Origin of the sequence: Clostridium neuense (genome assembly GCF_045310695.1) — a bacterium.
Classification (GTDB): Bacteria; Bacillota; Clostridia; order Clostridiales; family Clostridiaceae; genus Clostridium_S; species Clostridium_S neuense.
The window spans coordinates 134,754-148,146 of the sequence record NZ_JBJIAA010000005.1 but is presented as its reverse complement, the minus strand read 5'-3'; the positions used below and the strand labels follow the sequence as shown (position 1 = coordinate 148,146).

Below are 13,393 nucleotides of genomic sequence, written 5' to 3'. Positions count from 1 at the left end.
TCCCATTATCCTTCTTTAACTTGTATTAATCATCTATATATTAGCCCAAGCCCCGTGTATGTTTACTTGATATTATATCACTAAGTTACTCAATTACATTGCCATATCTTCTATCTCTTTTAGAAAAATCATAAATTGCTTTTTTCAAGTCATCCTTTTTAAAATCTGGCCATAATACATCAGTGAAATATAATTCCGTATAGGCCATTTCCCAAAGTAAAAAATTAGATAATCTTTTTTCTCCGCCCGTTCTAATAAATAAATCTGGTTCAGGAATATCAGTTGTATCCATGTGTGAAGCAAACAAATCTTCGTTAATTTCTGAAGCATCTAACTTGTTATTTAAACATTCTAATGCTATTTTTTTAGTTGCACGTATAATTTCATCTTTTCCACCATAATTTAATGCAAGTTGAAGCTTTAGCCCTGTACAATTTGCTGTTGCCTTCTCTAAATTATTTATTAAACTTTGAAATTCATTATCCAAACTTTTCACATTTCCTATTATTTTAACTTGCATATTATTACTTATTGACATTTTAACAATTTTATTCAAATATTCCTTCAATAAAGTCATCAAGCCTTCAACTTCATCTTTCGGACGTCTCCAATTTTCTGTTGAAAAAGCATATACTGTCAAATATTCTACTCCCAAATCATATGTATCTTTACATATACTTTCTAATGTTTTGGCACCTTGTCTATGTCCAAACGTTCTTGGCATGAATCTCTTTTTTGCCCAACGACCATTTCCATCCATCATAATTGCAATATGTTTTGGAATTTTTATAGTATTCATCGTTTATATTCCCCCATCGTTTATTTTATATAAATAATCATTACTTCGCGCTTATCTACTATTGTTTATAAATGTAATAATAATATACTCCTGTATTTCAGTCTTAACTAATTCACATATAAAAATCTGATACATCTTATGAATATACTTCTAGTGTTCATTTTAAATCCCAACAAATATGACGATATATTAGATATTGGTTTTGTTTACACAGAATTAAAATCCAATAAATTTCAAATCACTCATTTTTCAGAGGATGAGATTATTTTAATTACATGTCCTAATAACAAATCAAAAGTTTTTTATAAAGAAGTATCAAATCTACCACTGCTCTATACAGATCTAGGCGAAAATTTCTTTGAATGGTTAAGCTCTATATTTGGAGATAGTCCATTATTAAAACTATCAACCGATGAAACTTCATATGTAATTGATTTTGTTAAAGCTGGCTTTGGCTATGCATTTGTCACTAAATCTTCGGTAAAAAGTGACCTTCTATCTGGGGAATTAATACAAGTGAAAATAGAAGGTTCTTTACCGCCTGAAAGACAAATATATATGATTATTAATAAAAGCAGAAAAGATTCTATTGCTGTAAAAAACTTTTTAAAAATAGTATAATATGAATTATTCTAATGAAGCTTCTAATAAATGCTTTCCAGTTTTATGAACAGAGCTAACCTCTCTATACATGCTTTCATAAAAATCAATGCTTGCCTTTCTACGCTTCTCCGCAATTGCCTTTGCACGATCAGTAAAAAATTTATCATACACATTTTTTAGTTTCCAATTATACTCTTTAAAAAATGACGGTGGCTCATCACCATTTCCATCAAGAACCTTGTCATTGCTATCAACAGAATACAGCGGCTCTGACACAATCCCCTTGTACATCATAGTTCTTGCTATTCCAATAGTTCCTGTAACATCTAGCTTGTCTGCATCAAATAAAATTTTTGCTTCAATTGTTCTAGGCAAATTATCATTTCTATATCTATGAGCAAATATGCAATTCCTCACATGATTAGCTTTGCTTTCCTTCCACCCTATTTCACATAAATACTTGTATGCCATATCAGCGCCAACAACAGCATGATCACATTCTGGATTTTTAAACTGTGCTTCACGCCCAATGTCATGCAAAAGACAAGCAGCAATTAATACGTCCTTATCAATATTGTACTCACTTGCTATATCTAAAGCAGAATACAGCACACGATAGATATGATGGCAATCATGTGCACCATCTCTCATGCACGTAAGCATATAATTTTCGATTTTTAAATACATTTCTTTTTCCATGTTTAACACTTCTTTTTTAATTATTTTTTTCTTTATCAATTTCACGCTTATAAAAATCAATCTTCCCATCTAATTTCATCAAATGTTCCTGCAATTTTTCTATTTCTTCTTTAAGTGCAAGCCTATGCTTTATGAGCATTTCCATTCTCTCATTCATTGTAGTCTTACCCATGGCACGCAGCTTTGCATATTTCTTAATTTCCTTAATGGGCATTCCTGTATCCTTTAATCTTTTTATGAATTCTATCCAGCTTATGTCGTCTTCACTATAAACTCGCCTGCCATTTTTCTTATGCTGGGGAGCAATCAATTCTTCCTTTTCATAATATCTCAGTGTAAAGGAACTTATACCTATAAGCTTTGAAAATTCTCCAATTGAATAATCCATATAAATTCTCCTCAATAAACACTTGACTTAGAGTTTACTCTAAATTGTACAGTATAAGTATATTATATAATTTTTATTAGTAAATCGCTATTTGCTTTCACAAAATTTAGATTTTACTCAAAATTTTATGAATATAAAGCAGCTGATTTACTAAAAAATTTAAGGAGGCATTTCAAATGAGAGATGATAATAAAAAATATATAACTATTACAGGTGCTAGTTCTGGTATTGGCTATGAAACAGCAAAGGCTTTTGCTAAGCGTGGAAAAAATCTAATCATTGTTGCCCGTCGTAAAAATAATTTAGAAAAGTTAAAAGAAGAAATCTTAAAAGAAAATTCAAAACTGGATATAATAATAAAAGCAATAGATTTATCTATAACAAAAAATATCTACAAGTTATATGAGGAGCTAAAAACCTATGAAATCGAGGCTTGGATTAATAATGCAGGCTTTGGTAACTATGATAGTGTTGCAAATCAGGATTTAACTAAAATTGAAAATATGCTTCATTTAAATGTAGAAGCTTTAGCAATTTTATCTTCACTTTATACTCATGACTACAAAGATGTTCAAAACACCCAATTAATTAATATTTCTTCCGCAGGTGGTTATACTATTGTACCAAATGCAGTCACTTATTGTGCAACTAAGTTCTTTGTAAGTACTTTTACTGAAGGATTATCACGAGAACTAAAAGAATGTCATGCTAAATTGCAAGCAAAGGTTTTAGCACCTGCTGCAACAAAAACAGAGTTTGGAAAAGTTGCTAATAATACCACTGAGTATGATTATGACAAAACTTTTGGTACTTATCATACCAGTAAGCAAATGGCTGATCTTTTACTTAAATTGTATGATAGCAATGAAAGTGTGGGATTTGTAGACAGAGAAAACTTTGAATTTAAACTTAGCTCGCCGCTGTTTCCTTATGCGGGAAATTCTATCCATAACCAAAAAATAAGTGATAAATAATGTGAAGTAACAATGCTTCGTCACATTAAAAAGATTCTATAAATCTAAGTCTCAAAAATTATAAAATCCTAAGAGTCTTCAATAACTCACCTATGGCTCAAACAAATTTAAAACTCTAAGTATTTTATAATTTTTGAGGCAAGATTTATTAGAATTTTTTTAAACTGTTCCTTCAGCATCATTACTTCACTCCCACGGTAGTGCTAGGAAAACGGAGAAAAATATACCTTGCATTTCCGGTTTAGCGAAGTAACAGTATTGAAGAGATGATTTAAATGAAAGCTAATAAATCTTAGGTGACGATTGTTAAAAGGCTTAAGACAAGAAGGATAATGGGTTAAAACCCAAACCCCACATATGTTTACTTTCAATCTGTTTGAGCCAAAGGCGAGTTATTGAAACTTCTTAGAATTTTAACAATCTTTAAATTCCATTATACTTATTAATATCATATTCACATATGAACAACATCTTTCAAAAGGTACTCCATAAGTTACTATATTATACATTAAATTTCATAAATAGTTCACAAAAAACACCTATAAATTATATCTACTATTCTAAAATGCTAATGCTTTCATTGTCATCAATTGTAAAGAGTGGAAGCTTTTCTATGTATATTATATCATCTCTGTTAGCTGCATCTCCCTCTGCAAGTATAGCAGCTTTTGCAGCAATTATGCCACCAGCTTTTTTAACTAAATCTTCTATTGTCTTAAGTGATTCACCTGTGCTTATAACATCATCTACTATAGCTACTTTTTTGCCTTTTATAGCCTCTCCATCACTTTTATCCAAGCATAGTACCTGCTTTTTTTGAGTTGTAATAGAAAAGACCTCTTCCACAATAGGGTCTTTCATGTACGGTTTTATGCTCTTTCTTGCCACTACATAGCTTTTCATATTAAGCTGTTTTGAAACCTCATAAGCTATTGGTATACCTTTAGCTTCTGCTGTAACTATAACATCTACATCTTTAAGCTTTTCTGCAATTAATGGAGCAACATTTTCTATAAGTTCAGTATCTCCCAAAATAACAAAACTGGCTATAGCAAGATCATCCTTTATCTTCATTATTGGAAGTTCTCTCTCTAAATTTCCTACTTTTAATTTGTACGTATTCATTCATGCACCTCGTAAAATATATTTACTACTATTATACAACGTACAAAATTAAATTTATAGTGCTTAATATTCGTATTTTAACTATTCAACACCAACATAATAACTGCTATTAACATTCATTTCATTTCCATTTATAAGAACTAATTTATCATCCTCCCATTTAACATTAATGTTTTTGGAATTTATACTCCATAATATATTACGTGAAGTTCCAGTTTCTTTGTTATATATTTCAACCCTTGCTGCATCACCATATAATACTGAATTACATTTATAGACTTTCATTATTTTCGTACTATCTTTAGAAGCAATCTGAGATAAGCACACGCCCTTTGGCAACCCAACCATTCCATTTGAACTCCATATTTTAATTGAATACATTAGAACTATAATTGCTATAATTGGAAATGCTATAATCAATTTCTTTTTACACTTCATAGTTTTAAGCACCTTTCTTAATATACATTTTTATCATAATTTAATTATATATTAACTTAATTAAATTAACAATTAAGTTAATATATTCAATAAAATTAGATTTTGTTTGTTATTCCGCAAATTTGTTTTATTTTTTTAATTATTGTTACTAAAAATAATTTGCACTTCTCAATCTCAAGTTTTCTTTTAAAATCTAATTCTAGTATTATTTTTCTGATTTTGACTTTCTTTGACCTTTAAGCTATTATATACATGTAAACAGAAATGAGGCAACAACATAGTGAAGCATATATGCTTTACTATGATTATATAAATAAAAAATATAAAATTATTAGGAGGTTGTTAACATGTTTGGAATGGTTCCTTTTAGAAGAAATAACAATAGTGTAGCAAAAAGAGGTGATTATTTCGAAGATTTCTTTAATAACTTTTTCTCAGATGATTTCTTTGCACCAGCAGTATTCAATAACAGCAGTTTTAAAGTAGATGTTAAAGAAGATGACAACCAATATTTAGTTGAAGCAGATTTACCAGGAATGAAGAAGGAAAATATTTCTCTTGAATATGAAAATAATTACCTAACTATATCAGCAAAAAGAGAAGATGTATTAGAAGATAAAAGAGACAACTATGTAAGGCGTGAAAGAAGCTATGGAGAATTTAAAAGAAGCTTCTATGTTGATAATGTAGATGAAAGCAAAGTAGATGCTTCATTTACTGATGGAGTTTTAAAAATAACTCTTCCAAAGAAAGAAAAAGGAAAAGAAAATAGAAGACAGATAGACATACACTAGAAAAGTAATAATGCTTCGTCATGTTAAAAAGCTTCTATAAATCTAAGGCTCAAAAGTAATAAAATCCTAAGATATTTCAATAACTCGTTGAAAAAACACTCAAGCAATTGAAATATCTAAGTATTTTATTACTTTTGAGCCAAGATTTATTAGAAGCTTTTTAAATCATTCCTTCAGCATTGTTACTTTTCCCTCACGGTAAGTGCAAGAAAAAAACTCCTCCGTATCTGCGGAATTTTGGATGTAAACTTGTACAGTCATTATATATAAATTCGTATAATACATTATATAAAAAACATTATTGTTGACCGAACAAATGCAATAATATCTTATCTACAAATGGTGCCAAAAATAAATTTTAAATTTTCTGTAGCAAAGCGGAAGAAAATCATCCTTAGCTGTGAACTGATTTAATTTACTTCTTGTTTGGATTCTTAGGAAACCAGCCTTTTTCAACTCTCTTTTCTTGGTTAAAAATTTCTCCAATGCTCCAAAAACAAGAAAATCCGATCACTCCAATTATGGCAGATAAAACTGTACTTTTAATATACAAAGAAGCTGCGGCAAATATTATTCCCAAGACCAAAAACAGCGGCCATATCTTTTTTGTAAAATAATATTCACACTTTATCACAATAGGGTGAAAAACTCCAATTATTAAAAACGAAGCAATTCCAATTATAATTCCATCTTTATTCAATATATCCTCTCCCCAAATTACTCATACATAAAAACGTATGAATAAATAATAATCAATTTAATTATACTGTAAATATCAAATAAATATTAAGCTTCAATAAAATTCTATTGAAATATTTTTTGTAAGTGGTAATATATAACTAAAGATAATATTTATTAAATAATATTAATTATTAAAGTTAGGTGGTGTATTCATGTTCGAAAATATATCCCAAAATAATGTTTATAAAAATCTCATTAACGGAAAATGGGTTGAAGCTAAAAATAAAAATACAATAGAAATATCTTCACCAGTAGATGGAAAATTCATAGGAAAACTTCAAGCACTCTCAAAAGAAGAGGTTGATGAAGTTTTTGAAGGTTCAAGAAAGGCGCAAAAGGCTTGGGCTGATACCCCTGTAAATGAGCGTTCTAAAATACTTCATAAAGCTGCAGATTTATTAGAAGAAAATGCAAAAGAGCTTGCAAAAATTTTATCAAGAGAAATCTCAAAAGACTTAGATTCATCACTATCAGAGGTTGTAAGAACTGCAGATTTTATAAGATTCACTGCTGATGAAGGGATGCATCTTGAAGGTGAAACCATAGGCTCCGATAGTTTTCCTGGTTTCAAAAAAAATAAAGTATCCTTAGTAACGAGAGTACCTTTAGGCGTTGTTCTAGCTATATCTCCTTTTAACTATCCTGTTAACTTATCTGCTTCAAAGATTGCCCCTGCTTTAGTTGGAGGTAATAGTGTTATATTAAAACCTCCTACCAATGGTGCTATAAGTGCACTTCATCTGGTAGAAATCTTTAATGCCGCAGGACTTCCAGCAGGAGTTTTAAATACTGTAACAGGAAGAGGCTCTGAAATAGGCGATTATCTAGTAACTCACAAGCTAGTTAACTTTATAAACTTTACAGGAAGCACAGAGGTAGGAAAGCACATATCAGAAATTTCAAAGATGGTTCCTGTACTTATGGAGCTTGGCGGAAAGGATGCTGCAATTATTCTTGAAGACGCCGACCTTGAAGAAGCTGCTGATAATATAGTTTCGGGAGCATACGGATATTCTGGTCAGAGATGTACTGCTGTAAAAAGAGTTTTAGTTTTAGATAAAGTTGCAGATAAGCTTACAGCACTTGTTTCCGAAAGAGTTAAAAAACTAAAGGTAGGAAAGCCAGAAGATGGAGGAAAAGTAACTCCACTTATAAGTAATAAATCCGCAGACTATGTTCAAGAACTTATTAATGATGCTTTAGATAAAGGTGCAAAGTTAGTTGTTGGAAATAAACGTGAAGGAAACTTAGTATATCCAACACTATTTGACCATGTTACAACAGATATGAGAATTGCGTGGGAAGAGCCTTTTGGACCTGTACTTCCTATTATTCGTGTAAGGGACATTGATGAAGCAATTAAAATAGCCAATGAATCAGAATATGGTCTACAAGCTTCAATATTTACTAAAAATATGGATGATGCTTTTTATATCGCTGGTAAACTTGAAGTTGGAACCGTTCAAATTAACAATAAACCAGAAAGAGGACCAGACCATTTTCCATTCCAAGGTGTAAAATCCTCTGGCATAGGAAGTCAGGGAATACGTTACAGCATTGAGGCTATGACAAGACTTAAAGCTATAGTACTAAATATAAAATAAAGAAATTATATGGATTATCACCCTGCCTTGTTATATAGTGTGTAACAAGGCAGGGTGATTTACAAGGAAACGCTACAATTTAATAACTTTGTTTAATCAAAGTGCCATTAAAAATATTCTAATACCCGCTAAAGCAAGAGCTGCTGCAAGACTTTTTATTATAATTTCTCCCTTAAGCCTCTTTGAAAGCTTTGCACCAATTGGAGCTCCAAAAACAACACCTATTGCTAAGGCTGCAATTTTTAGAAATCCCGGCGTAAGCACTCCACTAAACAAGTGAACAAGACTTCCTGATAAAGACATCATAACCAAAATAAAATGGGAGGTTGCCGTTGCTATATGAACAGGAAAGTTTAGAAGATTAACAAGTGCTGGTACATGTATTATACCTCCACCTATCCCAAGAAAACTCGATATGAATCCAACAATTACACTTAAGGCTATTCCTACTGTAGGATTATATGAATATACATACTTAACTCCATCAGCATCAATTAATGTCCTAGTAGTATAATTTTTTTTGCCTTTAAGCTCCTTTTTTTCATTGTTTCCTTTCTTAAGCATTAAAAACACACCGATTATAACCATCATTATTCCAAATATCTTATTAAACATTCTCCTTGGCACATACGATGTAACAAGAGAACCTACTATAGAGCCTGGCAGCGTTGCAATAGCAAATATTATACCTGATTTATAATCAATTTTTTTAAGTCTAGCATAGGTTATTGAACCAGAAAGAGAATTAAAAAATACTACTGCTAACGATATACCCGTTATTACATCTGCTTTTTCATGAGGATACAAAAGCAGTAAAACTGGTACAAGAATGAAGCCTCCACCTGCACCTATTAAAGTCCCAAATCCTCCAACTAATAACCCTATGGGGATTAAGAACAAAAAATTCATCATAAAGGTCACCTCTAAATATGGAATAATTTCAAAAATACTTACAAGCTTATAATCACAACATATTTAACCTTTTATTCCTTACTTATTAATTATCTGCTTTTGCTATGTTTTCACAAAACGCTCCTAAGTATACATTTAATAAAATAACAAACATATAAACTTAAACATAAAATTGTAAATATAGATAAACAAGCTGAAAGGTTGAAATCACTAATGTTATAATTTTACAAGTGATTTTTGAATACTTTAATCAGAGGACAATTGACAGTTAAGGATGATTTATCTTTCACTTCTCTCAGATAAATCTTTAATTATAACTAACGATTCTTAGCTTTGCTAAGCGAGAAAAGCAGGTAATTTTAAAAAATTGGCGCCAGCATAAGTTTAAGACTTTCTATAGTGAAACGGAAGAAAGTCAACCTTAATTGTACTCTGTACTCTAAGTTAAATTATAAGTTCTAAGGATAAACCTACAAACTGGAATTTAGCGAGGTGATATTGATTTGAGATATTAAATAAATCTAAGATGATAAACCCTTTAAATAATGGACTATAAAGATTCACACCTAAAATTCCGTAGATACGGAGGAATTTTTTCCTTGTTTTACGCCTAAAGAGAAGTAATATTGATGAAGGAACAATTTAAATAAAGCTTTATAAAGCTTAGATGATAAATCGTAAAAGTCTTAGAGATTTTAATCTGTTTGAGTGATAGCGAGTTATTAAATTCTCTTAGAATTTTAGGATTTATCATCTTAGATTTATTAGCATTATTTAATGTTCCAAGTCAATGTTACTTCTCTTTTTTTATTCCTTATTAAGCATAATATCTAAAATAATCTTATCTGCTTGTCTTGTACCTTCGTTAGCTAGCATACATACATTATCAATAGTTTTTTCCACATCATTTTCTATGATTCCGTCCGTTGACTTTATAGTATTTCCTCTAAGTGCAAGAATTGCAGATTGCATAGCTGCATTTGTACAAGTTGATACCTTTAATGCACAACCTGCTTTTGCCCCGTCACATAAGGTTCCTGTTATATTGCCAAGCATATTTTGAATAGTTGATTTTATTGTAGCTTCATCTCCACCGTAAAGATAAACTATTCCACAGCTTGAACCAGTTGCTGCAACCGTAGCACCACAAAGTGCAGATAACCTTCCAAACTTTATCTTTATATAAATAGTCATAAGATGGCTTAAAGCAACAGCTCTTATAAGCTTCTCATATGGCATGTCTAACTTTTCCCAAGCGGCCACTACAGGGAGCGTAGCAGTAATGCCTTGGTTTCCACTTCCAGAATTACTCATAACGCTTAAAGTACATCCAGCCATTCTTGCATCTGAAGCAGCAGCGGTTAGCGCCATAGCATAGTTTATTATATCATTTGAAATAATTCCGCTATCTATTTGATTTTTAATAGTCCTTCCAACTTCAAGACCATAAGAATTTTTAAGTCCTTCTAAGCCTATAGCCCTGTTAAGTGTTATACTTTGTTTTATCAAATCAAATTTGTCTATATCAAAATTATTTACAAAGTCATATATAACATCAATACTAAGCTTACTTCCTATTTCATCTTCCTCAGATGAGCAATTATTTGAACGATTATCTTTTATTACCTTTCCATCTACCTCAACAAATGCTATGTTAGTATGAGAATCCTCTATTATTACCCTAGCATAGGTTTTTGTAGTATGTACAATTACCTCAATATACAATTTTTTAGTGCTATCTGATAAATCAGCAGATATTATTCCATTCCTTATCATAGTTTTTGCAGCTTCTATCTGCTCCTTTGAAAGTCCACTGAGTACTTCAAGTCCCTTTTCATCATCAGAGACAACAACCCCAAGTGCTGTTGCAAGCTTTATTCCACAGCTCCCCGTGCCAGGAATATTCACAGACATTGCATTTTTTATTATATTACCACTAGCTAAAAGTTTAATATTTTCAATGTTATTTTCCTTTGTATTAGCATATTTAGCAGCAGCGGCAGCAGCAAGTGCAATGGCTATAGGTTCTGTACAACCAAGTGCTACTACAAGTTCTCTTCTAAGTAATACTGATATTTCTTTTTCTAACATGAATTTTCCCCCTTTGTTAAAAGCTACAAAAGACATTGTTTGATAATTTATAAGCAAATGTGCTTTTAAATTGCAAATTATCCATTATAACTAATTATATACTAAATAAATATTAATTGTTCAATAATCATTTATTTGCATGATAATTATTTATCACATAATTTAAATATATCATACTAGTAGGACATATTCAATGAATACTCCTTAACTTCACTTAATTAGGGGGTGCCATACATTCACAGTTGTTCCGCTGCCGTATTTACTTGAATATTCTATTCCATATTCGTTTCCATAGGTTAATTTTATCCTTGCATTTACATTAAATATCCCGTATCCCAAAGAACTATTATTTAAGCTGACAGTGTTTTTAATTACAGCATTTATTTCTTTTAGCTTCTCTGACTTAATGCCGATCCCATTGTCCGTAATTACAAAATTCAGCTTATTATTTTTAATTTGCCCTTTAATATAAATCATGCCTGCTCCTCTTTTTTCCTTTATTCCATGATATATAGCATTTTCTACTAAAGGCTGAAGGGTTATCTTTATTACCTTTAAATCTAGTATTTCCTCAGAAATATCCATTTCATAGTTTAACTTATCCTCATATCTCACCTTTTGAATTGCGAGATAGCTTTTAACGTGCTCTATCTCTTGTCTAACCTTAATAATTTCAGCTCCGCTGCTAAGTCCAATTCTTAAAATATTACTTAAATTGTTAACCATGAAAACAACCTCTGATGCCCTATGCTCCTGCGCCATCCACTGTATTGTGTCTAGGGTATTATACAAAAAGTGAGGTTTTATTTGAGCGTGTAGTATACTTATTTCTGCCTTTCTTTTATTTTTTTCCTCTATTTGAACAAGCTTTATAAGCTTTTTAATTTCTTTTACCATGTGATTAAAAGCACTTCCAAGCTCCCCCACTTCATCTTCATATTTGGGATTAAAATAAACATCAAAATCTCCGTGCTCTGTCCTTTTCATAAGCCCCTTTAATTCCGTAATTGGATTTACTATTGATTTGGTAAAAAATATAGCAAGCATTTCAGCAGTTATAAGCGTGATTAAAGCAATTACAAGTGATGAATATTTTATATTTTTAACTATCCTTTCCACACCTTCTATAGGAAAAACTCCTACTGTTCTCCATTTAGTATAAGGTGAAACTACACTCATAATTTCGTACTGATTTCCTTTTATATTCTTAACTAATATTTTATTTCCATCATTACCTATCCAAGCATCCTCTATTCTATAAACAACCTTATTTACAGGAGAATATATTATCTTATTATCCTTGTCTACAATATAAACGAATCCATTTTGACCAAGCCTTATATTTTCTATAACACTCTTTATAACATTAACCTTTATATCTACCAATATTACTCCAATGCATTTATCGTTTGTTTTATCAACTATAGCCTTAGATACAGATACCACATCATCCTCGCAGTATTGAAAAACATTATTAACATTTCTTCCAAGCGGCCTATTAAATATTTGAAGTTTATCTGGATTTTGAGCTGCTTTTGTGTACCATTCTTCATTTACAAGTGGATCCCTCGATATTCTATACATTATGTCGCTGGCGTAAGTGTCCTTGCTAGAAACAACCATTATACCTGCTATCTCCGGATGAAGGCAGGAAAACTTTAATATAGTCCTATTTGCCTCATCTTCAACTTCGTGATTTGGGGCCTTTAAATTTATAAAGCTTAAAATCCTAGGATCATCGGACAAATATGTAATTATATTTTCATTGTTCTTTATGTAAAAATCAATATTATTACTTATCTCTCGTATCATTTGTTTTGTGCTTGCATTTTGCTCTTCTATTATTGATTTTCTATACATCAAATTACCAAGGGTTGTTATGGTAACCGTTGGCACTAGTATTACCAATAAAAAATATATTGCAAGCTTGTTTCCTATTTTGCCGTTTAAAAATACTCTCCTAACAGTACTCAATTTAATCCTCCCAAATTTAAATAAATATGTATAAATACAGCTGAAAGATTAAAATTACATATAATACAATTTCACAAGTAATTTTTTAATATTAAGAGCAGAGAGTAGAGAGTAAAGAGTAGAGTGAATGTGGATTTACCTTTCGTTTCTCTCAGGTAAATCTTAGAACTTAATTGGTTCAGCTGCGCTAAGCACTGTTTTTTATGCCATGCGCAAGCATTAAGTTTTAAATTTTTCTAAGCATAGCGGAG

13 protein-coding genes are annotated in these 13,393 nt (G+C 30.9%); 4 read left to right on the top strand and 9 right to left on the bottom strand.

The annotated features are described in order from the left end of the window. Positions 1–85: 85 nt before the first annotated feature. Positions 86–799: an isoprenyl transferase gene (locus ACJDT4_RS07325; RefSeq protein WP_406786896.1), complete on the bottom strand. Its 714-nt coding sequence runs from the start codon at positions 797–799 to the stop codon at positions 86–88. Positions 800–937: 138 nt separating this feature from the next. Here ACJDT4_RS07325 and ACJDT4_RS07320 point away from each other — a divergent pair, with 138 nt between their 5' ends. Continuing rightward, positions 938–1,420: a LysR family transcriptional regulator substrate-binding protein gene (locus tag ACJDT4_RS07320; protein ID WP_406786895.1), complete on the top strand. Its 483-nt coding sequence runs from the start codon at positions 938–940 to the stop codon at positions 1,418–1,420. 6 nt (positions 1,421–1,426) lie between these two features. On the opposite strand, the gene ACJDT4_RS07315 is transcribed toward ACJDT4_RS07320, so the two are convergent. Together ACJDT4_RS07315 and ACJDT4_RS07310 are read right to left on the bottom strand one after the other, a co-directional pair. Continuing rightward, the gene (locus ACJDT4_RS07315; protein WP_406786894.1) at positions 1,427–2,101 is read right to left on the bottom strand and encodes an HD domain-containing protein; all 675 of its coding nucleotides are present in this window, start codon (positions 2,099–2,101) and stop codon (positions 1,427–1,429) included. Positions 2,102–2,117: 16 nt separating this feature from the next. After that, the gene (locus tag ACJDT4_RS07310; RefSeq protein WP_406786893.1) at positions 2,118–2,489 is read right to left on the bottom strand and encodes a MerR family transcriptional regulator; all 372 of its coding nucleotides are present in this window, start codon (positions 2,487–2,489) and stop codon (positions 2,118–2,120) included. Between the two features lie 176 nt (positions 2,490–2,665). On the opposite strand from ACJDT4_RS07310, the gene ACJDT4_RS07305 reads away from it, so the two are divergent. Beyond that, on the top strand, positions 2,666–3,463 hold the full coding sequence (locus ACJDT4_RS07305) for an SDR family NAD(P)-dependent oxidoreductase (RefSeq protein WP_406786892.1): 798 nt from the start codon (positions 2,666–2,668) through the stop codon (positions 3,461–3,463). Between the two features lie 555 nt (positions 3,464–4,018). Here the strand turns inward: ACJDT4_RS07305 and ACJDT4_RS07300 are convergent. Then, complete coding sequence (locus tag ACJDT4_RS07300) at positions 4,019–4,588, bottom strand: phosphoribosyltransferase family protein (protein WP_406786891.1); 570 nt, start codon at positions 4,586–4,588, stop codon at positions 4,019–4,021. Positions 4,589–4,669: 81 nt separating this feature from the next. Further along, entirely contained in the window at positions 4,670–5,026 is a 357-nt protein-coding gene (locus ACJDT4_RS07295; RefSeq protein WP_406786890.1) for a DUF5412 family protein, read from the bottom strand. A gap of 347 nt (positions 5,027–5,373) precedes the next feature. Here ACJDT4_RS07295 and hsp18 point away from each other — a divergent pair, with 347 nt between their 5' ends. Beyond that, positions 5,374–5,820 carry a heat shock protein Hsp18 gene (gene hsp18, locus ACJDT4_RS07290; protein ID WP_406786889.1) on the top strand — a complete coding sequence of 149 codons (447 nt, stop codon included), beginning with the start codon at positions 5,374–5,376 and terminating at the stop codon, positions 5,818–5,820. A gap of 415 nt (positions 5,821–6,235) precedes the next feature. Here hsp18 and ACJDT4_RS07285 read toward each other — a convergent pair whose 3' ends face one another. Beyond that, positions 6,236–6,520: a DUF4491 family protein gene (locus ACJDT4_RS07285; protein WP_406786888.1), complete on the bottom strand. Its 285-nt coding sequence runs from the start codon at positions 6,518–6,520 to the stop codon at positions 6,236–6,238. Positions 6,521–6,713: 193 nt separating this feature from the next. Between ACJDT4_RS07285 and ACJDT4_RS07280 the strand changes: the two genes are divergently transcribed. Next, positions 6,714–8,165, top strand: a complete 1,452-nt coding sequence (locus tag ACJDT4_RS07280; protein ID WP_406786887.1) for an NADP-dependent glyceraldehyde-3-phosphate dehydrogenase — start codon at positions 6,714–6,716, stop codon at positions 8,163–8,165. A gap of 96 nt (positions 8,166–8,261) precedes the next feature. On the opposite strand, the gene ACJDT4_RS07275 is transcribed toward ACJDT4_RS07280, so the two are convergent. The 3 genes from ACJDT4_RS07275 to ACJDT4_RS07265 all read right to left on the bottom strand — a co-directional run bounded on the left by ACJDT4_RS07275 (position 8,262) and on the right by ACJDT4_RS07265 (position 13,142). Beyond that, a complete protein-coding gene (locus ACJDT4_RS07275; RefSeq protein ID WP_406786886.1) occupies positions 8,262–9,077 on the bottom strand; it encodes a sulfite exporter TauE/SafE family protein in 816 nt (271 codons plus the stop codon). 807 nt (positions 9,078–9,884) lie between these two features. Next, complete coding sequence (locus ACJDT4_RS07270; RefSeq protein ID WP_406786885.1) at positions 9,885–11,168, bottom strand: L-cysteine desulfidase family protein; 1,284 nt, start codon at positions 11,166–11,168, stop codon at positions 9,885–9,887. A 210-nt stretch (positions 11,169–11,378) separates the two neighbouring features. Then, positions 11,379–13,142 (bottom strand): cache domain-containing sensor histidine kinase, encoded by a 1,764-nt coding sequence (locus ACJDT4_RS07265; RefSeq protein ID WP_406786884.1) that lies wholly within the window; start codon positions 13,140–13,142, stop codon positions 11,379–11,381. Positions 13,143–13,393 lie beyond the last annotated feature (251 nt).